This is a genomic window from Paraglaciecola sp. L1A13 (genome assembly GCF_009796745.1).
Taxonomy (GTDB): domain Bacteria; phylum Pseudomonadota; class Gammaproteobacteria; order Enterobacterales; family Alteromonadaceae; genus Paraglaciecola.
Window position 1 is genome coordinate 1,684,380 of the sequence record NZ_CP047024.1, and the last position, 23,636, is coordinate 1,708,015.

The following is a 23,636-nucleotide window of genomic DNA, read 5'->3' on the forward strand; positions in this document are numbered from 1 at the left end:
CTCATTGCAAGGTGTATTAGGCGATTTATCGTGGAGCAAAGTTGATTCACAGGTTATCATAAGCGCCACTAACGAACGACAATTGTCGATATTTTTGGCATCACATTGTCGAATTTTTGTGACATATCAAACAAGAGGCATTTATGGCTGTTATCCGACAACAGGACTTTATCGATAGTATTGAAGATTCTTTGCAGTTTATCTCCTATTACCATCCATTGGATTATATTAAGGCAGTCGAAAAGGCCTACAACAAGGAAGAAAGTCAGGCAGCAAAAGATGCTATGGCACAAATTCTAATTAACTCACGTATGTCTGCTGAAGGTAAACGTCCTCTATGTCAGGATACTGGCATCGTGACGTGCTTTGTGAAAATTGGTATGGCCGTGCAATGGGATAAAACCGATTTGACCGTTCAACAAATGGTTGATGAAGGAACCCGCCGTGCGTACAACAATAAAGAGAATCCATTGCGGGCGTCAATCGTATCTGATCCTGCGGGCGCGCGCAAAAACACCAAAGATAATACCCCAGCTGTCGTGCACATCGATACTGTGCCAGGTGAAGGTATTGAGATAATGATTGCCGCTAAGGGCGGTGGTTCAGAAAATAAATCTAAAATGGTTATGTTAAATCCTAATGACAGTATCGCTGATTGGGTTGTGAAAACATTACCTACCATGGGTGCGGGCTGGTGTCCTCCTGGAATGTTAGGAATAGGTATTGGCGGTACGGCAGAAAAATCAGCTGTACTGGCTAAAGAAAGCTTGATGGATCCTGTGGATATTCAAGAACTTATGGAACGCGGTGCGCAAAGCACGGAAGAAAAACTACGTCTTGAAATATTTAAAAAAGTAAACGATTTAGGCATAGGCGCTCAAGGACTGGGCGGTTTAACGACGGTTGTCGATGTTAAAATAAAATCGTTACCAACTCACGCTGCATCATTACCCGTGACGATGATCCCTAACTGTGCGGCAACCCGTCATGCACATTTTCATTTGGACGGTTCAGGACCTGCAGAATTTACTCCGCCAGATTTAAGTGATTGGCCAGAAGTTACTTGGGAAGTGAGTAAAGATACCCGTCGAGTGAATCTAGATAATGTTACTAAACAAGATATTCAAGAATGGAAAGTGGGCGAAACCGTACTACTGTCAGGTAAAATGTTAACGGGTCGCGATGCTGCTCATAAACGTATTCAAACTATGCTAGAAAATGGTGAAGGCCTGCCCGAAGGTGTCGATTTAACAAATCGATTCATTTACTACGTAGGGCCTGTTGATGCAGTAGGCGATGAAGTGGTTGGCCCTGCCGGACCTACTACCGCTACCCGCATGGATAAATTTACTGACATGATGTTAGACCAAACAGGCCTTATTGGCATGATCGGTAAAGCCGAGCGAGGTCCTGCTACCGTTAGCAGTATTGCTAAGCACAAAGCAGTGTATTTAATGGCAGTAGGCGGTGCGGCGTACTTAGTGTCTAAAGCCATTAAAAAGTCACGAGTCGTGGCATTTGAAGATTTAGGTATGGAAGCGATTTACGAGTTCGATGTACAAGACATGCCGGTTACCGTTGCAGTGGACAGCACGGGTGCAAATGCCCACGAAACTGGCCCAGCTATTTGGAAAGTTAAAATCCAAGAGGCTTACGCAAAGGGCTAACAGCTGTTTTGATACTAGACAACAGGCGCCGTATTGATGGCGCCTTTTTTTATGGTGTTTTTCAAGGAAGGATTCAGCTACGTTAATTCATCATCGCTGAGTTATCCTTTTTCTTACTATTACTTTTTGATTAACCGTTTCTTTAAGGATCATTATCACTCTATGAATTTTCTTGAACATCCCTTTTTTGACGATCCTAATTTGCTTATTTTACTGGGTGCGGCAGCGACAGTTGGCTTACTTTTAGGGTGGCTAGTGAATGCTTTTTTTTCAGCCCGCAGGCGGACAGAACTTAAGACGCAACTCGAATATAATTTCCAGCAATCTCAAGCCTATAACCAACAACAAGTATTGGATTTAAAAACTGCCCTGCAAGAATCACTTAGCGAAAACAGAACTGCACAAGAGCAGCAGGCAAGTCTACAAAATAAGCTAGGACAACTCACGCAGCAAGTGGCTCGAGTGTCTGCGTTGGAGCAAGACAGTAAACGTTGGCAAGGTCATTATCAGCAAATTCAGCAACATGCTGGTGAGTTACGTGAAGAACTGGCAGAGAAAACAGCGCGGTTTGAGCAAGAAAAAATTTCAAGTGATGAAAAACGCGCTTTGCTCGAATCCTCAGAGCAACGTTTACAGCAACAGTTTGAAAATTTAGCAAATAAAATTTTCGAGCAAAAAAACACATCGTTCCAGCAATCTAGTAAAGCAGGACTCGATGCGCTACTAAATCCTTTGAAAGACCAAATAGAGGGGTTTAAGAGGCAAGTAAGTGAGCAGTATGTGCGTGAAGGACAAGAGCGCGCGTCGTTGAAAACTGAAATTCTAGGCTTAAAAGAACTTAATCAGCAGATCACGCATGATGCTGCAGCATTAACGAAAGCCCTCAAAGGCGACAATAAACAACAAGGAAACTGGGGGGAGGTGGTACTTGAACGTGTATTGAAAGAGTCTGGTCTGCGTGAAGGTCATGAATTTAACACCCAGGTAGCGCTTAAAAATGATAGTGGCAAGCGCTATCAACCCGATGTCGTGGTGCACTTACCCAACGACAAAGATGTCGTTATCGACTCTAAAGTTTCGTTAGCTGCTTACGAACGCTATTTTAACGAAGAGCATGAAGAGTCAAGAGTTGTATATTTAAATCAACATGTTGCATCTTTACGTAATCACATCAAGGAACTGGGTAGCAAAGATTATCAAGACCTAAAGGGACTGCGTACCCTTGACTATGTGTTAATGTTTATCCCTATTGAACCGGCATTTTTATTGGCGGCAGAACATGCACCAGAGCTAGTCAAACTGGCATTCGATAACAATATTATGTTGGTCAGCCCAACAAATTTGCTGGTGGCATTGCGTACTATTAATAATATTTGGCAGTATGAATATCAGAATCAAAATGCACAGAAAATAGCCGCTAATGCTGGGAAGCTTTACGACAAGTTTCACGGCTTTGTTAATGATATGGAAAAGGTCGGTAAGTCTATGGAGTCTACCCAGCGCAATTATGACGCTGCAATGAATAAATTGACGACTGGCAAAGGGAATCTTATACGTCAGGCTGAACAATTTAGAGAGCTTGGGGTTCAGTCAAATAAAAAGCTGGATGCGCGCTTGTTACAAGACGATGATGAAGAGCACAGCGAAAATAGCTCACAAACCGGATCCCAAAAAAGCGTCAACGATGTTTCTGTTGGCCTGACGCAAAATACCGAGAAATTGTTATGACCCAGATATTTGATACCTTTATTGCGCCGCCTTGCAAAGAGTCGGTGACAGTTTTGTATCAAGATGATTATGTGTTAGCTGTTAATAAACCTAGCGGCTTATTAAGTTTGTCAGGCAAAAATCCGTTAAATAAAGATTCTGTTCATTACCGGCTTGTTCAGCAGTTTCCATCTGCCTTAATGGCACATAGATTGGATTTTGGCACATCGGGCGTATTGTTATTGGCGCTAGATAAAACGAGTAATGCTTGCCTGACTAAGCAGTTTCAGCAACGTAGTGTTAAAAAGCGTTATATAAGTATTTTGTTAGGGCATATTGAAAACGCCGAGGGCAGGGTATCTGTACCCATTGCCAGGGATCCGCCCAATTTCCCTCGTCAAAAAATATGCTGGGAAACAGGTAAAGAATCAATCAGTCAGTATCAAGTGGTGGATTATCTAGACAATCCCGCGCGAAGTCGGGTGGAGTTCACGCCTGAGACCGGCCGCACTCATCAGTTACGAATACACAGCTTAGCTATGGGGCATCCAATTTTAGGCTGTGATTTATACGGTAGTGGTGAAAGTGAACATTTGGCTTCGCGCTTAATGTTACATGCCCATTTTATTAAGTTTCTGCATCCCTATACTAAAGAGGTGATGCAAGTCGAAGCGCCATGCCCATTTTAACCATCCATAAACCGATGGAAAAGGATATAGAATTGTTCTTGATAGCTATATTTTTACCTAAGCGTTAATCGCGTAGATACTATAAAAGATACCATACTGTTCATACACCGCTAAGATTAAAACCTCTTTTTATTTGCTTCTGTCAGTGAGTTTATTTTTTCGCATTGAAGGTGGTTTTTTACACCCGTTACGCACATTTTTGCTGTTGATATCAATATTATTATTTTCCTTTTCAATGAGCAAAATAGCTCTCTTTATATGACTTTTGTTGCATTATCTTAGTCGCAGTTATATACCAAAGGTTAATACCTATTGTTTTGAATTCATTCATAATTTTCGAGAATTAATCAGGTTGGATCGGTAATTAAATTATTTCCTCTAAATATAAACCTGTTTATAATTCATTTCAGTTAGGAAGGGAAAAAAAACAGCCTTTTATATCTGAGCCGTTAAGTATTGCTTTTTCGTGATGTTGTGGTGTATCAATGTTGTGCACCTTGCAAATCTATTGAGTACTTACCTAACCTATTGCTTTACCCGTTCAGTCAGCACCTTAAAAATAAAACACATGGAGTGAATATAATGAAAATCAAATATCTAATTGGCGGTATTCTGCTAATCAGTTCTTTACCCATCATGGCCAAACATGGGCATAACAAGCACAAAAATAACGAATGGCAAACCATTTCTGTTGCCTCGCAAATGGAAATTATAGACGACGAAGGGGTTTCCCAGACAATAGCTCCGGCCTGCGCTTTTGATTCCGTGCCAAGTCCTATTGACGGGACGCCACTTGACAATTCATTTAGGTTTTATTTTAAAGAAGGAAAAAGTAAAAATGTGTTGGTCTATTTCAATGGCGGTGGTTCTTGTTGGAATGATGCAACTTGTGTTGCGTCATTAGCACTGGCCAGTGTTGAAGGTAATCGCCCGACGTATAATCCATCGGTCTTAGATGAAAACTCTCCTATCGATGCAGGTGGAGTATTTGATGACGAAAACCGCAAAAACCCTTTCAAAAATTGGAGTAAGGTATTTATCCCTTATTGCACAGGGGATCTTCATGCGGGGTCAAATGATGTCACTTACAATGACGTAGACGGCAGTATTACAGGCTTTGCTGGGGCTCCTGTTACAGTCAAACATCATGGCTATGACAACTCTATGGCGGTACGTGAATGGATGAAAAATCGTTTTTCTGGCCGAAAAAATAAAATTAATAAATTACTTGTCGCAGGTTCTAGCGCTGGTGGTTATGGCGCTACGTTGAACTTCCCTTATATTCAAGCTGCATTTCCTAAAACAAAAGTGGCTCTGTTCGCGGATGCATCTGCATCGGTTGTTACCGAAGGCTTCGTAAATGAAGTTTTTAGTTCAGATAGCAAATGGAATTTGCAACAAACATTGGCGCCAATTTTCGCCGATGATTTAAGTACATTTAGTGCATCAGGACTCAATATAGATTTATTTCAACGACTTTCACAAAACTACCCAAGAAATAGCTTTGCGCAGTATTCTACTGAACTAGATTTTGTACAAGTGTTGTTCTTCAAGGTGATGGATCAAAATGACTTAGGAAACTTTAATCCATTCACTTGGGAATTGGGCCCCTCAGACTATTTGTATTTTGCCGAGTGGAATGCGCGCATGACAGCATCATTTGAATATCTGTCTGAGACAACGCACAACTACCAATACTACATCGGAGAAGGTAACGTACATACGATACTCACAGATGATTTTGCAACTGATGATATTCCCCATCCATTTTACGATGAACGCAGTGCACAAAATGTAAAATTCAGTCGATGGTTAGCGCACTTTGCTTATTCAGGACGAATTCATGACCATAGCGTGCAGTACGATGGGCAATAATCTGCTTTAACCGTTTGAAAATGAGAATATAAGAAGTTAAAGAGGTCAGTTATTTGACCTCTTTCGTTTCGCCATATTTAATAACAATGCAAAATATCGACTTAGGAAAATGACGATAAATATGGTCACTGATAGGTAAATCGCGTTTTTCAGACTTACAATGTAAAACGTTAAAGCGGTGCTAACCGCTAAACTTTTAGAACGCTTTTTAGTTTGATTTATTGAAGCTCTAAAAAATAATATGTTCATAAAACTTTCACAAAAATGGCGAGCTTTGTGTAGATACACATTCAAGCACAATTAAAAGTACGTTTTTCTAGGTTATTTCCCTCCAGCTGCTATTTTTAGACACGCCATACCGCTATACTATGCGCCGCAATTAAAAGCGATATAGAAAGCATTAGTTAAAATTTAAAGGAAAAAAATGACTCCTATTACTAAATCATTTCAGTATGGTCAGCATACTGTAACGTTAGAAACGGGCGTAATCGCTCGTCAAGCAACTGCTGCTGTTATGGCAAGCATGGACGACACATCAGTATTGGTTTCTGTTGTTGGTAAAAAAGACGCCAAGCCAGGTCAAGACTTCTTCCCGCTAACGGTTAACTACCAAGAAAGAACCTATGCTGCAGGTAAAATCCCTGGTGGATTCTTCAAGCGTGAAGGTCGTCCTTCTGAATACGAAACCTTAACGTCTCGTTTGATCGATCGTCCAATTCGTCCATTGTTCCCTGATGGGTTCATGAATGAAGTTCAAATTATTATCACTGTTGTTTCAGCTAACCCTGAAATTCCAACTGATGTTATTTCACTTATCGGTACTTCTGCTGCACTTGCTATTTCAGGTATGCCATTCAATGGTCCTGTTGGCGCAGCTCGAGTAGGTTATACCGATGGTCAATACGTATTAAACACACGTACATCTGAATTAGAAAACAGCCAGTTAGACTTAGTCGTTGCCGGTACCAAAGGTGCGGTATTAATGGTTGAGTCTGAAGCTGATATCTTGTCTGAAGACGTGATGTTAGGTGCTGTTATGTTCGGTCATGAGCAAATGCAAACTGTTGTTAATGCAGTGAGCGAATTTGCTGCTGAAGTAAACACGCCTAAGTGGAACTGGGTTGCCGAACCTGCGAACGTTACTTTAAAAGATAAAATCAAAGTATTAGCTGAAGCGCAAATGACAGAGGCTTATCAAATCTCTGACAAAATGGCCCGTAAAGACGCTATCGTTGCATTAACTGAAAAAACTGTTGCTGCGATTGTTGAAGCGGATGCTGAGCAAGACGCTAAAGAAGTATCTGAGTTATTGCATGAGCTTGAAAGTGACGTAGTACGTTCACGCATTCTAGCAGGACAGCCGCGTATCGATGGTCGTGATCCTGCGATGATCCGCGCACTTGACGTTGCGACGGGTATTTTACCGCGTACTCATGGTTCTGCTTTGTTCACCCGTGGTGAAACACAAGCAATCGTTGCTGCAACACTCGGTACAGAGCGTGATGCACAGATGATTGATGGCTTGAACGGCAAAGTTGATAGCCGTTTTATGTTGCATTATAACTTCCCTCCTTACTGTGTTGGTGAGACGGGCTTTGTAGGTTCACCTAAGCGTCGTGAAATCGGCCATGGCCGTCTAGCTAAGCGTGGTATTCAAGCGGTTATGCCGTCTGAAAAAGAATTTCCATACGTAGTGCGTGTTGTATCTGAAATCACTGAGTCGAATGGTTCGTCTTCAATGGCGTCTGTTTGTGGTACGTCTTTGGCATTGATGGATGCAGGTGTTCCAATTAAAGCATCGGTGGCTGGTATCGCCATGGGCCTTGTGAAAAACGATGAAAACTTCGTTGTTCTTTCTGACATCTTGGGTGATGAAGATCACTTAGGTGACATGGACTTTAAAGTAGCGGGTACCACTAATGGTATTACTGCTCTTCAAATGGATATCAAAATCGAAGGTATCACTCAAGAAATCATGCAAGTTGCCTTGAAACAGGCAAAAGAAGCACGTTTGCATATTTTGGGTGTAATGGACGAAGCGATTTCTGGTCACCGTGATGAAATGTCTGAATTTGCGCCGCGCATTTACACATTAAAAATCGACCAAGACAAAATTCGTGAAGTTATCGGTAAAGGCGGTGCTATGATCCGTTCTATTACTGAAGCGTCTGATACAAACATCGAAATCGAAGATGATGGTACGATTAAAATCTTCGCTACCGAGCGTGCTAAAGCCGATATTGCGATCAGCAAAATTGAGCAAGTAACGGCTGATGTGGAAGCAGGTAAAACTTACCAAGGTAAAGTGACACGTATTGTTGATTTTGGTGCATTCGTTGAAATTCTACCGGGTAAAGAAGGTCTAGTACACATTTCACAAATCGCTCATGAGCGTGTGAATAAAGTGTCTGATCATTTATCTGAAGGCCAAATCATTGACGTAAAAGTCATGGAAATTGATCGCCAAAACCGTGTACGTTTAAGTATTAAAGAGTTGCTAGAAAAACCAGAAGCGTCAGCTGAAGGCAATCAGTAACGATAGAATTAACCCGCTAGGTTATTGCAATAACCTAGCGTAAGTTAGTATCTACGTAAACGATTTAAAAAGGAGCTTAAGCTCCTTTTTTTGTGCTCAGTAAACAGGACTGAATGGGGACTTCGTAGCAAGTTTACGTTAACTAATCACTTGTTCAAGCATGTGTTTATGGCCAGGCAAAATGGTTTCATTTTGCGTGACTGCCGTTTCGACACAGACCATTTTCCGGTAACCGTCATCTTCCATATCTTGCATGTTATGGGATTTTTCTGACCATGGGTTCCATACAACTATACTGTCATGGCCACTTGAGTGAATGTGAGTAGTGTGGCCATTACACTCTATTGTTAACTCAGCAGGTGTAACTAAATGCACCCTGTCAGTCTCACCATGAATCGAATAGGGGGTAGGGGTGTCAAAGCGCTTATAGGCTTGTAACTTATCTTCATACTCACCTGTCAAACCGTTAAGCCTACATTTATCAATGTCATCAACATGAAAATAACTATGCAAAGCTCCAGTGTAGGTAAAAGGTTGGTCGCCGATGTTTTCAGTGATCAGTTGAATACGCATTTCGCAGCCAACGGTAATAATTAGGCTTAGATGCGTTTGTCCGACAAATCCTTGGCCTTTTGTGGTTGCTGGCTTTAAGCATACTATGGTATTCCCATCTTTCTCTGCACAGTCTGCCACGTGCCAAGCTTGATTACGTGCGTAGCCGTGAGAGCCCAACTCACTTTGTGTTTTATGAGGGCCAAACCAAGGCCAGCAAATGGGAATACCGCCACGGATCGGGTGCTTACCATCAAGTCGAGCATTTTTACTTAACCACAAACGTTGAACGCCATCGTGTTTGGGTATAAAACTAAGTATGTGTCCTCCGAATAATGAAATCGTCGCGTGGGCATGGTCATTATCAATAATGAGCATCTCAATGTTGTCTTGGGGGATTAAAGAAGCAGTTTGTGAAAGCAGCATAGAGTTCCTTAAGATCAAAAAAAGGCAGTTATCTAGTGTAGATGACTGCCTTTTTGGAATAAAGCCTTATAGAATTATTTGCTAATATGAGCAACCAAATCCAATACTTTATTTGAGTAACCAATTTCGTTGTCGTACCAAGATACTAATTTAACAAACGTATCAGTTAACGCAATGCCTGCAGTTGCATCAAAGATAGATGTACGAGTGTCACCGATGAAATCTTGAGACACAACAGCGTCGTCAGTATAACCCATGATACCTTTCAACTCGCCTTCAGATGCCGCTTTCATAACGGCACAAATTTGTGCGTAAGTCGCTGGCTTGGCAAGGTTAACCGTTAAATCAACAACTGATACGTCAGCCACCGGCACGCGGAATGCCATACCTGTTAGTTTACCGTTAAGCTCAGGAATGACCTTTCCAACCGCTTTAGCAGCGCCAGTTGATGAAGGAATAATATTTTGTGAAGCACCACGTCCACCACGCCAGTCTTTATGAGATGGACCATCAACCGTTTTTTGCGTCGCTGTGGTAGCATGTACAGTTGTCATTAGACCATCAACAATACCAAAGTTGTCGTTCAATACTTTAGCAAGAGGTGCTAAACAGTTTGTAGTACATGACGCATTTGATACCACTTCTTGGCCAGCGTATGTCTCATCATTAACGCCCATAACAAACATAGGTGTGTCATCTTTTGAGGGCGCAGAAAGGACAACTTTCTTAGCTCCAGCGGTGATATGTTTGCGAGCAGTTTCATCTGTTAAGAATAAACCTGTTGCTTCAACAACTACTTCGGCTTGCACTTCGCCCCAAGCAAGATCAGCAGGATCGCGCTCAGCAGTAACTCGGATGGTTTTACCATTTACGATAAGATGACCGTCTTTTACTTCAACTGTACCTTTGAATTGGCCATGAGTTGAATCGTATTTCAACATATATGCCATATATTCTGCGTCTAATAAATCATTGATACCGACTACTTCGATATCACTGCGCTCACATGCTGCGCGAAAAACAAATCTACCAATACGGCCAAAACCGTTGATACCAATTTTAATAGTCATGTATAAATCCTCTAGACGGGTCGCAATTGCGAATTATGAAATATAATTACGAAATTATGGACTAAATCGCTAAATAAGGCAAAATAATCGCTGTAAAATGTTATTTTGTTACAGTTTTATTTAATGCAAACGTATTCAGCTTCGCCTAGCGCAACATTTGTCTAATAATAGTAAGCTGAAATCAGTCCCATCTATAGGAATTAAACGTTAATGACAGTTTCATTGATTGACCAGCTCGTAGAGCATCGTGGTATAGAGTCTCATTACACCGATGCTTGGGGTAAACCCGCAACCATCGAATCTTCAGTTAAGAAAAAATTGTTAAGTGTGATGGGGTACCAAGTGGATGATCAATCTACCCTCGAGCAGCAAGTGAAACAAGACATGATTAAAGATTGGTTGTCACCTCTGAACCCAGTTCATGTTTTGCATATCAATGATTCACTCTCGTTTTGCGTTAGATTACCTATTGAGTTGGTGACTGACGAGTACATTGCGACCGTTACGTTAGAATCTGGTGAGAAAGTTGAACAGGCCTTCGAACCCATAGACGGTGAGTTGGTTAATGTTAATCATATTGACGAAATAGAATTCCATGAATATTTGATCCACATAAATCGTGAGTTGCCTCTGGGATATCACGATTTAGCATTGATTGTTGATGATGAGTCTTTAGCTGAAATGCGTATCATAGTTGCACCTAAAGCTTGTTATCAACCGCAGACTTTATTGGATGGTAACAAAGTGTGGGGTTTGAGCGTTCAGCTTTACTGTTTGCGTAGTGATAATAACTGGGGAGTGGGGGATTTCAGCGACCTTGCTTATTTGACAGCCGAGGCTGCTAAAACCGGTGCTGACTTTATTGGCTTAAACCCAATTCACTCGCTATACCCAGCGAATCCTGCTAGTTGTAGCCCTTATGGCCCATCTTCTCGCCGTTGGCTTAACTTTATTTATATTGATGTGAAAGCCACGGATGGCTACGCTCAAAACAGCGTTCAAGATTTAGTTAACAAACCTTCATTTCAGAATGCATTAACACAGGCGCGTGATACCAATTTAGTGGATTACCCTAGTGTTGTTAAGTTGAAACTTGAGGCATTAAGTGCTGTTTTTGATTGGCAACGAAAGCAATATCTTGCACAAAATACAGCTCAAAATGATTCGTTTAAGGCGTTTATTGAACAAGGTGGTGAAAGTTTGCAAACCATCGCTGTGTACGATGCGTTGCAAGAAAATCTAGCGAGTAATGGGCAAGCTTCTTGGGGATGGCCTGTTTATCCTGACGAATATGCCGACTTTAATTCACCTGCGGTTGAGATTTTTGCTAAAGAAAATGCCGATCGAGTGCAGTTTTTCTTATGGTTGCAGTGGCAAGCAGCACTGCAATTTGAAAAAGCGAATAACGTTGCCCAAGAGCATAATATGCAGATTGGTCTTTATCGTGATTTAGCAGTAGGTGTTAGCGAAGGTAGTGCCGAAATTTGGGGTAACAAAGATTTGTATTGCACGGACGCAAGTGTCGGGGCACCGCCAGATATATTAGGTCCTTTAGGGCAGAGTTGGGGTTTGCCGCCAATGGATCCGCACAAACTTTATGAGCAGGCTTATCAGCCGATCATTGAATTGTTTAGCGCGAATATGCATGCAACAGGTGCGCTACGTATTGATCATGTTATGGCTTTACTGCGACTATGGTGGGTGCCTAAAGGCGATACTGCCAAACAAGGTGGTTATGTTTATTATCCAGTAGATGATTTGCTAGCTATTTTAGCGCTTGAAAGTCATCGTAATCAGTCGATGGTGATTGGTGAAGATTTAGGGACGGTACCCGATGAAATTCGTGAGAAATTGGCTGATAATGGCGTTTATTCTTATCGAGTATTCTTTTTCGAACAGGCCAAAGATGGCGGGTTCTATTCACCGAGTGATTACCCCATTCAATCTATGTCGACACTTACAACGCACGATATGCCGACTCTGAAGGGCTTTTGGCACTGTGATGATTTAGAGTTAGGCAAAGAACTCGGTTTATATCCGACAGAAGAGATCCTTGCACAGTTGTATCAGAGCAGACATGATAACAAACAAGCCATTTTAGATACGCTGCACGGTCATGGTTCTATTTCGGATAATATTAGTCGAGATGTGAATCAAGTCGGCATGACGAAAGAATTAAATTTTGGCATGCAAACCCATATGGCAAAAGGATCTAGCTCTTTGCTGAGTTTGCAATTAGAAGATTGGTTAGAAATGGATAAACCCGTTAATATTCCAGGAACGTTTAACGAGTATCCAAACTGGCAACGAAAGTTGACTCAGAGTTTACAGATGATATTTAATAATCCTGAGTTACAGGCATTAGCTCAACGCTTGACAGAAGCTAGACGTCAAGCCAAGCAATAAATAATCCCGGCGGTCTGTTAAGCAGTCCGCCAACACTGCAAGGCGACACAATGCAAATAGAAAAACAGCTACAAAGTGCACAATGTACCTTTCCATTCTCTCATCTTGGTTTAACCAAATCTGAAACGTCATTTTCAATTACCGCTTGGATACCTAATGCCACAGTGGTCGAAGTTGTTGACCTAGCTACGCAGAGTGTAATCGGGACGCTTAACAAGCAAGATACAAGTGATTTGTTTAGTGCTGAGTTTGCTGATGGTAAGCCACCTAGCGTGTACGCCTTTGAAGTGAAAAACCCCCAAGGATCGTATCGCATTATCGACCCTTATCAATTTCAAGATCAAGCATTCCACGCGGTACATTTTGTCGACCATTTACCTAAAAATGTATATGAGCAACTTGGCGCTCAGTTAATCGATTTAGATGTGGGTTTAAAGGATCCTATTAGCGCGACTCGATTTGCCGTTTTTGCACCCAATGCTAGCTCTGTGGCGATTGTAGGTGATTTTAATTACTGGGATGGTTCACGTTTACCGATGCAGAAAACCGATTTCGGTTACTGGGTACTGGTTGTGCCGGGCGTTAAAGCAGGTGATAAATACAAGTATCAGATAAAAGACGGAGCAGGCAACGAGTTGCCTCATAAAGCTGATCCAGTGGGTTTCTATGCTGAACAATACCCTTCTCATGCTTCAGTGGTGTTTGATCACGAACAATACCAATGGAATGACAGTCAGTGGCAAGAGCAAGTTAAGGGCGATAAATATACACAAGCTATGAGCATATATGAGGTTCATTTGGGCTCTTGGAAGCGCCCTAGTGAGGGCTCTAAAGAAAGATATTTAAGCTATCGGGAATTAGTCGAACAACTTATTCCGTACGTGACTGATATGGGGTATACCCATATCGAATTAATGCCTATTTCGGAATTTCCGTTTGATGGTTCGTGGGGTTACCAACCCGTTGGTTTGTTTGCGCCTACAAGCCGCTTTGGTAGTCCTGATGACTTCAAATATTTTGTCGATCAATGTCACCAGAATGGCATTGGCGTGATCATCGATTGGGTGCCAGCGCATTTCCCTGAAGATGGGCATGGTTTAGCACGGTTTGACGGCTCCCATGTTTACGAATATGAAGATCCACGTAAAGGTTGGCATCCTGATTGGAATTCTTGTATTTACGATTTTGGTAAAGACACGGTACGTCAGTTTTTGGTTGCGAATGCCTTATTCTGGTTAGACAAATATCATATTGATGGACTGCGTGTAGATGCGGTGGCATCGATGCTTTATTTAGATTACTCAAGAGAAGATGGCGATTGGATACCGAATGTTGATGGCGGTAATCATAACTATGAAGCCATTAGTTTATTACAATGGATGAACAAAGAGGTCTATTCCCATTATCCAAATGCCATGACGATAGCAGAAGAGTCTACGTCGTTCGCTAAAGTATCACGTCCGGTATTTGAAGGTGGCTTAGGGTTTGGCTTCAAATGGAACATGGGCTGGATGCATGATTCATTGCATTACATTTCCAAAGATCCGTCCTACCGTCGTTATCACCATGGCGAAATTACCTTCAGTATGGTTTATGCATTCGACGAGAGCTTTGTATTGCCTATTTCGCATGATGAGGTCGTACACGGTAAAGGTTCATTGTTACGTAAAATGCCTGGGGATGAATGGCAACAAGCGGCAAATCTGCGTTGTTATGCGGCATTCATGTATGCTCACCCAGGTAAAAAGCTGAACTTCATGGGGAATGAAATTGGACAGGCTGAGGAATGGAATCATGATAGTTCGATTAATTGGCATTTGCTTGAGTACGAAAAACACAGTGGGATCCAGTCGTTGTTTCGTGATTTAAATAACATGTACGCTCATTACCCAGCGTTACATGAATTAGACCATCACTACACAGGCTTTGAATGGATTGACCATGAAAATTCCGAGCAAAGTACCTTGGCGATGTTGCGTCAATCTACAGGTGGCAAGCAGAAAGTTTATGCTGTGAGTAACTTTACCCCGATACCACGAACAAATTTCCGTCTTGGCGTAAAAGAACTCGGCGAATATAAAGTGTTGCTTAACACTGATGACAAAAAATATTGGGGGAGCGGTCTCAATCTTAGTGCCCATATGACGGCAACTAAAACGCCATGGCAGAACCAACCATATTCTGTTAGCTTTTCATTACCGCCGTTGGCGACAGTGTTTATTTTATATAAGGGTAAGTAATCGATGACAGGGGTGAATTATCGGGTTCAATCAGGAACCAGTACCTATTTAGGTGCTGTGCTTGATGAAAACGGCTGTAACTTTGCAGTGCATTGTCCTAATGCTGAAAGCGTAAAATTATGTTTATTTAGCAGTAAAGATGAAGAGCAAATTGCGATTATCGATATGCCGGCAAAAACGGGCAAAATATGGCACTGCTACATTGAAGGCATTCAAGCGAATCAGTTATATGGTTATCGCACTTCCGGCGGAAGTAAAGATACGCCAGGATTTCATTTTAAGCCTGAAAAATTGCTTATTGACCCTTATGCTAAATCCCTAAGTAGGCCAATGCATTGGGATGCGAAGTTGTATGCCGGTGATAGTCAAAAAATGATCGCCAAGAGTGTGGTCGTGGCTAATATTTTGGCCACAGATCGTCCCGCAAAGCCTAATATACCCCTTGATCACACCGTACTATATGAAGCGCATGTAAAAGGCATGACAGCGCAGCACCCTAAAGTACCGGCTGAGTTGCAAGGTACCTTTTTGGGGCTATGTCAGCCTGAAGTGATTAAACATCTAAAACGTTTGGGAATTAGTGCGGTTCAACTGATGCCAGTAGCTGCATTTATGCCTGAACCTTATATAACGAACAAAGGGCTGACTAATTATTGGGGCTACAACCCGGTTAATTATTTTAGCCCAGAACCCAGATACGCAGTAAAAGATGCCATCGGTGAATTTAAAACGATGGTGGATACTTTTCATGAGGCTGGTATTGAGGTTATTTTAGATGTGGTGTTCAATCACACGGCAGAAGGGGGCTTAGATGGGCCTATTCTGTCGTTTAAAGGGTTAGACAATTCGTCTTTTTATCTATTTGAGCGCAATGAATACGGAACGATTGATTATAACAAATTCGTCAATAATTCTGGCTGTGGTAATAGCGTTAACACGGCATTTCCGTATGTACTTAAAATGGTCATGGACGCACTACGTTATTGGGTACAGGAAATGGGGGTTGATGGCTTTCGTTTTGACCTAGCGGCTAGTCTCGGTCGTGATCCTTACGAGTTTTCAACGTTATCAGGCTTTTTTAGAACGATACGTCAAGATCCTGTCCTTGTGGGATGTAAGCTTATTGCAGAACCGTGGGATATCGGTAATGGCGGTTATCGCTTAGGGCAATTTCCGTCGAATTGGTTGGAATGTAATGACAAATATCGCGATACCGTGCGGGCATTCTGGCGCGGTGATAAGGGTACAACTAGCGATTTTGCTACTCGTTTACTTGGCTCCAGAGATGTATTTCCAAAAGAAACACGTTCTATTTTAACCTCGGTCAATAACATCACTTATCACGATGGATTTACCTTACACGATTTAGTCAGCTATCAAGAGCGACACAATGAAGCCAATGGCGAGCAAAATCGTGACGGCCATGGTCATAATTTATCGTCTAATAATGGCGTTGAAGGACCAACTGATGATCCCGCAATAATCGAAATTCGTGAACGACAAAAACGGAATCTGTTTACCACTTTGTTATTATCGCAGGGGATACCTCACGTATTAGGGGGCGATGAGTTAAGTCGCACTCAGCAAGGTAATAATAACGCCTACTGCCAGGATAATCCCATCAGTTGGTTGGATTGGGATCTAGATAAAACGAGCCAAAAATTCTTAGATTTTTGCAGTTATGTTATTGGCATTCGTCGACAAAGCGTCTTGTTGCATCATTTACAACTGCAAGATGATAACTATGATTTAGCGCATAATGTCGCCAAAATTTATTGGTACCGACCCGATGGTGCTCGAAAATTAGAAGATGATTGGAACGATCCGAATAATCAATGTTTTGCTTTTGAGTTGCGTGGTGAAGAGTCCAGCACCGGAGAGACAACAGAACATTGGTTAATGGTGTTTAATGCTAGTGATCATGACGTGAAGTTCAACTGCCCAGCGTATTTTGGTAATCAACGCTGGAAGCTGATACTTGATACTCAATATGCTGATTTAAACGAGCAACCTGATGTAATTGTGAATAATTGTTACAAACAGATCAGTAATAGTATTTGTCTGTTTAACGCTATCTAACTCGCTGTTGATACTGAATGCTCTGGCGCTGTTTGTGGTTTGGACAGCGTCAAGTCAGTAGTCTTGTATTATTCACCATTCCTAATTCAATACTGGCTCGATCTTTATGCCTGTCTTTGCTGTAAATAGTAGGCTTGCTCGAGATAGATGAACGATGTTGATTGCGTGAGTGGTTCAGGGGAGCTGATAAAACGTGTTTTGGCCTAGTAAACATGATTTTACTCCCCATATTTAAAATTGAATCCAAATATATGAGGTTTAGCTATGAAGTTATCTGAACAACAGTGGCGCGAAAAACTTAATGACGAAGAGTTTCGTGTGGCACGTCTTAAGGGCACAGAAAGACCGTTTACGGGTGAGTTATTAAATAATGATGCGCTAGGGGATTATGTTTGCCGATGTTGTGGTGAGAAGTTATTTGATTCAACTGACAAGTTTGACGCGGGTTGCGGCTGGCCATCTTTTTCTGCTCAAAGTGCAGAAAATAATGTTGAATTTCATCAAGACGACAGTCTTGGTATGCAGCGAATTGAAATTGTATGTAAGCATTGCGATGCGCATTTAGGGCACGTTTTTAATGACGGGCCACAACCAGCAGGGCAGCGTTATTGTGTTAATTCTGTCTCCTTGGCATTTAAAGAAAACGATAAATAGTCAGAATTCGCCTGTAGGCAGTCAATAATTACCAGCAAAACTGAAAAAAACGCAAAAAAATGACTTTTTTTTCTGAAAGTTTTTTTCAGTTATTGGTTGTTTTTTGAGCGATATGGAAGTTTGTCATTATTTCAATAAGAAAACGTTCCATCTTCAATATCGTCAACTAATTGCTCTGCTCGTTCTTCTAATATTCTTAAATTACTAGAGGCCGGTAGGGTCTGCTTTATGTCAACAAGATTAACGTTAGCAACTTTAAACTCATTTGCGACAAACGCCCAAAGGTAAGCTTCTGGGTAGTTTTCTTGTTTTAAATTGATCGTACTAAGACTAATGAAAATATCCGTATCGATTTCATCCCCTTGATTGTAAAGGGACAGCGCTTGATACAGCGTATTTTTGGCTTTTTCTAAATCAAATTTAACATAGTAAGAGGCTAGGCCAAGTTGTAGGCTAGGGGTATCGAGTTTCCCCTGCTTTTCTTGTAGCAAAAACTCTTTGAGCGCTTCTTTCTTGCCAAAACGAGACCAGTGGTACAGGAGCAAGTGTGGTTCATGAGAGTGTTGCGTTTTACGTATCAAACGGTTTAATTCTCGTTCAGCACTAACTGCTGCTTCTCTGCGCCTGGTTTGCTTCTCTATCTGCACAATATGTTCTATTTGCGCAGCATTATTAATACACACTTTGTACTTCTCAAAATCTTCAAGAAGATAAAAATCGATTAACTCACTGGGCGATTGTTGATAGGCGTATCTATGTTTAATGATACGGCTCTTCTCGGCTAAGCACCATCCATCAGGGTTCAGGTCGGCACAAAACTCAGTATGTTCTTTACAGATTTTTTCGGCTGTCATGGGAAACAACACGTCACACCCGGTGGTGGCAAACATCAACAGTAAAATGCCAACAATACGCATAAATTCCCTTGTAGTTAAATTACCAATATATCGTCATTTTAGACGACAAATTGCTGAATTTAGTAAATTTTCAACAATTTGGCGCAATTAGTTCCTTTGATTAGAATAACGACCCATTTTGCTTTGTCCAAGCAATCTCGTCGCTTTTTATGAGCCAACCACGTTTTTGAGAGTTTTTAAAGATCATGAATCAACAATCTGAACAAGCATTAATGAGCAGTTGGCAAGAACGTCAAGAATACGCTGAGCGTATGTTGCCACTATTGGGTAATTTGTATCGAAACAAGGCCGTCGAAATATCGATTTATGGTCGTCCTATGTTAGGGGCATCAACTATAGATATTATTAAAGCCCACCGCACTGTTCGATTAAAAGAGGGTACGAAGCTGCGCTTGCGTGAGAGTTGGCCTTTACTTGAAGAGCTCAGTAAGTTGCCCTTAGCTCCAGCACAGATTGATTTAGGAAAACTAGCGTATGCTTATCATTTTAAAGACGAGCATAAAAGCAAAAATATCGAACAATATTTGCGAGAAGAGCTAAGCGATATTCTAGATGTTGAAGACAATCATCCGGCTCAAGACGTGGTGCTTTATGGTTTCGGTCGTATCGGTCGTTTGCTGGCGCGTCTGTTAATTGAACGCCAGGGTAAAACGAATAAATTACGCTTAAGGGCAATTGTTGTCCGTGGTGGCAAAGAAGGCGATTTAGAGAAACGTGCTAGTTTGTTACGCCGTGACTCGGTTCATGGGCCGTTTAACGGTAGTATTACAGTGGACAAAGAACGTAATGCAATTAAAGCGAATGGCTCATATATTCAGGTGATTTATGCTAACTCGCCAACCGAAGTAGACTACAACCAATACGGTATTGAAAACGCAATTGTCGTAGACAACACTGGGATGTGGCGCGATGAAGCGGGTCTGGGTCAGCATTTAAAAGCTAAGGGCGTAAAAAAGGTACTGTTGACCGCACCAGGCAAAGGATCAATCAAAAATATTGTTTACGGAGTAAACGAAGGCGATATTACACCAGAAGATAAGATCCTGTCGGCAGCTAGCTGTACCACTAATGCGATCACGCCGGTATTAAAAGCGCTAGATCAAAAATATGGGATTAATGGCGGGCACGTAGAGACCGTACATTCGTTTACCAATGATCAAAATCTAATTGATAATTTCCATAAAGCAGACCGCCGTGGACGCAGTGCAGCACTTAATATGGTGATAACCGAAACTGGAGCTGCTAGTGCTGTGGCCAAGGCGTATCCTCAATTGGAAGGCAAGCTTACGGGTAGCTCAATACGAGTACCGACGCCAAATGTTTCCTTAGCTATATTAAATCTGCATTTAGCAAAGACCACAGATAAGTTGCAAATTAATGAATTTTTGCGTGATATTTCTTTGTTCTCATCTTTGCAGCATCAAGTTGATTACACTAGCTCGAAAGAGATTGTGTCGACAGATTTGGTTGGGTCAAGAGCCGCTTCAGTCGTTGATTCTCAGGCGACAATAGTAGCGGGTGATCGTGCTACATTATATGTTTGGTATGACAATGAATTTGGTTACAGCTGTCAGGTACTACGTGTAGTGCAAGATATGGCTGGACTGCATTATCCGAGCTTACCAAAGGTAAAATAATTCAGTTTGGTTGAATCGTGTTTCTAAGTGGGCGTGCTACTTTCTTGTTTTAGTAGCGCGCTTTTTTCGTTTTTATGCGCCGCTGACGTAAGCCACTTGATGTAAAAAATTGCAATGCTTAGTTCAATCGGTAAATTCGTGAAAGCGTAACAGGAGATTTACAAGTAGCAAATTATTGCAAATGAGCGCTACAAAAAGCTTTGCACCCTTGGCTTTTTACTTGGACATTATGCTAAATTGTCCGCGGTTAAATCAGATGGACAGTAAATGTGAGAATTAGCAGCAATTTTGATAGTGGTAACATTCGCGTTATCCAAGCAACAAGCGAAAATGACATTCAGTTAGCTATTAAAAAAGATAATCAGTCAGACTTTTATCAATGGTTTCATTTCAAGTTAGATACTCGCCCATGGATATCCCATCGTATTACCATCGTTGATCTTGCTAAATCAGCTTATCCCGACGGATGGCAAAATTATCAGGCCGTGGCGTCATACGATAGAGAAGAATGGTTTAGGGTCGAAACCCAATTTGATGGCGAGAAGCTCGTAATCGAACATACTCCAGAGCACGGGCATATTTACTTTGCCTATTTTGCGCCTTATTCCTATGAGCGTCATCTCGATTTACTTGCCTGGGCACAGACCAGCGATTTATGTGAGCAATCGTTTTTAGGGAATACCTTGGATGATCGTGACATGACAATGTTGACGATTGGTGAAGCCGGCGAAGGCAAGAAATCTATTTGGATTACTGCTCGTCAGCATCCGGGCGAAACAATGGCCGAGTGGCTTGTTGAGGGACTATTAGAGCGACTTCTGGATAAAGATGATGGTCTGGCCAGATTGTTACTTGATAAAGCGGTATTTTACGTAGTACCTAACATGAACCCTGATGGGTCTGCCCGTGGACATTTAAGAACGAATGCTAAAGGAGTTAACTTGAACCGTGAGTGGGCTATGCCGTCGATGGAAAATAGCCCTGAAGTATTTTTGGTCACGCAAAAAATGCACCAAACCGGTGTCGATCTTTTTCTAGATATGCACGGCGATGAAGCGTTGCCTTATAACTTTGTGGCCGGTAGCGAGGGTAATCCTAACTATGATGCACGTATTGCTAATTTAGAATCAATGTTTAAAGGTGCGCTATTAACCGCTACTCCTGAGTTTCAAGATACCTTTGGTTATGATAAAGATGCACCTGGTGAAGCCAATATGACAGTGGCCACTAATGCCGTTGGTCATGCGTTCTCATGCTTAGCTTACACCTTAGAAATGCCGTTCAAAGATAATATAGAAATACCCGATTCAGCTTATGGCTGGTCACCCATTCGTTGTAAGCAATTAGGTCAAGACGTACTTGTTGCCATACGTGCTGTGGTAGATGAATTGCGTTAGAGCAATTTATTTGCCGTGTTTTGTATCCAACTTAAAATAATAAAATAATAAAAATATTACAATTAAAAACAAAATAAATTAAGGGGAACAGTGTGGAAGGCTTTCATGATTTACTGAAGTTATTGGATAGTATGTTAGGGGGCGCATGGTGGTTTCCCTATGTTTTATTAGGAACAGGTTTATTTTTTACGATTTACCTTAAATTCCCGCAAGTTCGTTTTTTCAAACACGCTTGGTTGGTTGTTACTGGTAGGTATGATCATGAGGGGTCACCTGGCGATACGACGCATTTTCGTGCTCTAACAACGGCATTGTCAGGCACAGTGGGGACGGGGAATATAGGCGGCGTGGCATTCGCAATATTCTTAGGCGGTCCTGCTGCCTTGTTTTGGATGTGGGCAACCGCTTTTTTTGGTATGACGACCAAATTTGTAGAGGTGACGTTATCCCATAAGTATCGGGTAGAAACCGCTGATGGCACTATGGCGGGTGGCCCAATGTACTATATGGACCGACGCTTAAATATGAAATGGCTGGCAGTCGCGTTTGCTATCGCAACTGTTATCAGTTCATTCGGTACTGGAAATTTACCCCAAAGTAATAATATAGCGGCCAGTATGGAGTCGACCTTCGGCTTTGATCCGTTAGTGGTCGGCAGTGTGCTAGGTGTAATGCTCGGCTTGGTTATTTTAGGGGGGATAACGCGTATAGCCGCAGTTACCTCAAAAATTGTTCCCTTAATGGCGTTTATTTACCTTATTGGGGCATTGGCGGTTATATTTGCAAACTTAGAAAATATTGGGCCCGCATTTGCCTCGGTTATTGGTGATGTGTTTACCGGCTCTGCGGCAACAGGTGGCTTCTTAGGTGCAACAATAGCCTATGCTTTTAACCGTGGAGTAAACCGTGGCTTGTTTTCAAACGAAGCAGGTCAAGGGTCCGCGCCGATTGCACACGCCGCTGCCAAAACTGATGAACCTGTATCAGAAGGTATGGTCTCTATTTTAGAGCCATTTATCGACACTATTATTATTTGTACTCTTACCGGCTTGGTTATTTTATCTTCCGGCGTATGGAAAGAAAAACATCACAACGTGTTTGATCGCAGTGACATGATGATTGTATCTGGAGCCTACACTGACACCGATGAAAATGATCGCCAGCAGCTTTATGCTTATATCAACAATCTTGATACTTCAGAAGTAACCCCATTTAATGGTGAAATACAGATTGTTAACGGTAAAGCTATTACTACGGGTTATACCTTGTTAAATGCACGCTCTGTGGCAGAAGATGTGAAATTTACTTTTGGTGAAGATGAAGATTTATTCACTGGTAAATTGAAGGTTGTTGATGGTGGGTTGATAAAAGATAATATAGTGGTCTCAGGCAATTCTTTAATTCACTCCGCGAGTTTAACTGCATTAGCCTTTACCAAAGGTTTTTTTGGTGAGTCCGGTAAGTATATTGTGTCTGTTGGTCTATTGATGTTTGCATTTTCGACCGCTATCGCGTGGTCATATTATGGTGACCGTGCTATGACCTATTTACTCGGACCACGGGCCGTTATGCCATATCGTGTCGTTTATGTATTTGCCTTTGTTTGGGCGGCCGTGTCGGATACAACACTCGTATGGACGTTATCCGCAGTGGCTATTGTAGTGATGACCTTGCCTAACTTATTGGGTATATTTTTACTGCGCAAAGAAATGAAAGAATCAGTAGATAAATACTGGGAAGATTTTAAAAAAGAACACAAATCAAAGTAATACAGTAAGAAAATT

Annotated in this window: 15 protein-coding genes; 12 read left to right on the top strand and 3 right to left on the bottom strand. The window is 41.7% G+C overall.

What is annotated here, in order from left to right; genetic code table 11:
- Positions 1-143: 143 nt before the first annotated feature.
- The 5 genes from GQR89_RS07120 (at position 144) to pnp (ending at position 8,474) form a co-directional block, all read left to right on the top strand.
- The gene (locus tag GQR89_RS07120) at positions 144-1,667 is read left to right on the top strand and encodes a fumarate hydratase (protein WP_158769406.1); all 1,524 of its coding nucleotides are present in this window, start codon (positions 144-146) and stop codon (positions 1,665-1,667) included.
- Positions 1,668-1,829: 162 nt separating this feature from the next.
- Positions 1,830-3,395 (top strand): DNA recombination protein RmuC, encoded by a 1,566-nt coding sequence (gene rmuC / locus GQR89_RS07125; protein ID WP_233269111.1) that lies wholly within the window; start codon positions 1,830-1,832, stop codon positions 3,393-3,395.
- Entirely contained in the window at positions 3,392-4,063 is a 672-nt protein-coding gene (locus tag GQR89_RS07130) for an RluA family pseudouridine synthase (protein WP_199271380.1), read from the top strand. Before rmuC ends, GQR89_RS07130 begins: the two co-directional genes overlap by 4 nt.
- Positions 4,064-4,645: 582 nt before the next feature.
- Positions 4,646-5,938 carry a pectin acetylesterase-family hydrolase gene (locus tag GQR89_RS07135; protein WP_158769407.1) on the top strand — a complete coding sequence of 431 codons (1,293 nt, stop codon included), beginning with the start codon at positions 4,646-4,648 and terminating at the stop codon, positions 5,936-5,938.
- Positions 5,939-6,362: 424 nt separating this feature from the next.
- Positions 6,363-8,474 (top strand): polyribonucleotide nucleotidyltransferase, encoded by a 2,112-nt coding sequence (gene pnp, locus GQR89_RS07140; RefSeq protein ID WP_158769408.1) that lies wholly within the window; start codon positions 6,363-6,365, stop codon positions 8,472-8,474.
- Between the two features lie 138 nt (positions 8,475-8,612).
- Here pnp and GQR89_RS07145 read toward each other — a convergent pair whose 3' ends face one another.
- Positions 8,613-9,452, bottom strand: a complete 840-nt coding sequence (locus tag GQR89_RS07145; protein WP_158769409.1) for a D-hexose-6-phosphate mutarotase — start codon at positions 9,450-9,452, stop codon at positions 8,613-8,615.
- 74 nt (positions 9,453-9,526) lie between these two features.
- A complete protein-coding gene (gap, locus tag GQR89_RS07150; RefSeq protein WP_158769410.1) occupies positions 9,527-10,522 on the bottom strand; it encodes a type I glyceraldehyde-3-phosphate dehydrogenase in 996 nt (331 codons plus the stop codon).
- A gap of 210 nt (positions 10,523-10,732) precedes the next feature.
- On the opposite strand from gap, the gene malQ reads away from it, so the two are divergent.
- The 4 genes from malQ to msrB all read left to right on the top strand — a co-directional run bounded on the left by malQ (position 10,733) and on the right by msrB (position 17,901).
- Positions 10,733-12,928 (top strand): 4-alpha-glucanotransferase, encoded by a 2,196-nt coding sequence (malQ, locus tag GQR89_RS07155; RefSeq protein WP_158769411.1) that lies wholly within the window; start codon positions 10,733-10,735, stop codon positions 12,926-12,928.
- 50 nt (positions 12,929-12,978) lie between these two features.
- Entirely contained in the window at positions 12,979-15,168 is a 2,190-nt protein-coding gene (gene glgB, locus GQR89_RS07160; RefSeq protein ID WP_158769412.1) for a 1,4-alpha-glucan branching protein GlgB, read from the top strand.
- A gap of 3 nt (positions 15,169-15,171) precedes the next feature.
- A complete protein-coding gene (gene glgX, locus GQR89_RS07165; protein WP_158769413.1) occupies positions 15,172-17,247 on the top strand; it encodes a glycogen debranching protein GlgX in 2,076 nt (691 codons plus the stop codon).
- Between the two features lie 264 nt (positions 17,248-17,511).
- The gene (gene msrB / locus GQR89_RS07170) at positions 17,512-17,901 is read left to right on the top strand and encodes a peptide-methionine (R)-S-oxide reductase MsrB (protein ID WP_158769414.1); all 390 of its coding nucleotides are present in this window, start codon (positions 17,512-17,514) and stop codon (positions 17,899-17,901) included.
- A gap of 131 nt (positions 17,902-18,032) precedes the next feature.
- Here msrB and GQR89_RS07175 read toward each other — a convergent pair whose 3' ends face one another.
- Positions 18,033-18,818 (bottom strand): DUF2989 domain-containing protein, encoded by a 786-nt coding sequence (locus GQR89_RS07175; RefSeq protein WP_158769415.1) that lies wholly within the window; start codon positions 18,816-18,818, stop codon positions 18,033-18,035.
- A gap of 185 nt (positions 18,819-19,003) precedes the next feature.
- Between GQR89_RS07175 and GQR89_RS07180 the strand changes: the two genes are divergently transcribed.
- The 3 genes from GQR89_RS07180 to GQR89_RS07190 all read left to right on the top strand — a co-directional run bounded on the left by GQR89_RS07180 (position 19,004) and on the right by GQR89_RS07190 (position 23,621).
- Entirely contained in the window at positions 19,004-20,455 is a 1,452-nt protein-coding gene (locus tag GQR89_RS07180; protein WP_158769416.1) for a glyceraldehyde-3-phosphate dehydrogenase, read from the top strand.
- Between the two features lie 269 nt (positions 20,456-20,724).
- Positions 20,725-21,852: a M14-type cytosolic carboxypeptidase gene (locus GQR89_RS07185; RefSeq protein ID WP_158769417.1), complete on the top strand. Its 1,128-nt coding sequence runs from the start codon at positions 20,725-20,727 to the stop codon at positions 21,850-21,852.
- Between the two features lie 92 nt (positions 21,853-21,944).
- Entirely contained in the window at positions 21,945-23,621 is a 1,677-nt protein-coding gene (locus GQR89_RS07190) for a sodium:alanine symporter family protein (RefSeq protein ID WP_158769418.1), read from the top strand.
- The last annotated feature ends 15 nt before the right edge of the window (positions 23,622-23,636 follow it).

Excerpts from the sequence above, each read along its gene's own strand:
- GQR89_RS07120 (WP_158769406.1), top strand. The coding sequence starts at position 144 with ATGGCTGTTATCCGACAACAGGACTTTATCGATAGTATTGAAGATTCT.
- rmuC (WP_233269111.1), top strand. The coding sequence starts at position 1,830 with ATGAATTTTCTTGAACATCCCTTTTTTGACGATCCTAATTTGCTTATT.
- GQR89_RS07130 (WP_199271380.1), top strand. The coding sequence starts at position 3,392 with ATGACCCAGATATTTGATACCTTTATTGCGCCGCCTTGCAAAGAGTCG.
- GQR89_RS07135 (WP_158769407.1), top strand. The coding sequence starts at position 4,646 with ATGAAAATCAAATATCTAATTGGCGGTATTCTGCTAATCAGTTCTTTA.
- pnp (WP_158769408.1), top strand. The coding sequence starts at position 6,363 with ATGACTCCTATTACTAAATCATTTCAGTATGGTCAGCATACTGTAACG.
- GQR89_RS07145 (WP_158769409.1), bottom strand. The coding sequence starts at position 9,452 with ATGCTGCTTTCACAAACTGCTTCTTTAATCCCCCAAGACAACATTGAG.
- gap (WP_158769410.1), bottom strand. The coding sequence starts at position 10,522 with ATGACTATTAAAATTGGTATCAACGGTTTTGGCCGTATTGGTAGATTT.
- malQ (WP_158769411.1), top strand. The coding sequence starts at position 10,733 with ATGACAGTTTCATTGATTGACCAGCTCGTAGAGCATCGTGGTATAGAG.
- glgB (WP_158769412.1), top strand. The coding sequence starts at position 12,979 with ATGCAAATAGAAAAACAGCTACAAAGTGCACAATGTACCTTTCCATTC.
- glgX (WP_158769413.1), top strand. The coding sequence starts at position 15,172 with ATGACAGGGGTGAATTATCGGGTTCAATCAGGAACCAGTACCTATTTA.
- msrB (WP_158769414.1), top strand. The coding sequence starts at position 17,512 with ATGAAGTTATCTGAACAACAGTGGCGCGAAAAACTTAATGACGAAGAG.
- GQR89_RS07175 (WP_158769415.1), bottom strand. The coding sequence starts at position 18,818 with ATGCGTATTGTTGGCATTTTACTGTTGATGTTTGCCACCACCGGGTGT.
- GQR89_RS07180 (WP_158769416.1), top strand. The coding sequence starts at position 19,004 with ATGAATCAACAATCTGAACAAGCATTAATGAGCAGTTGGCAAGAACGT.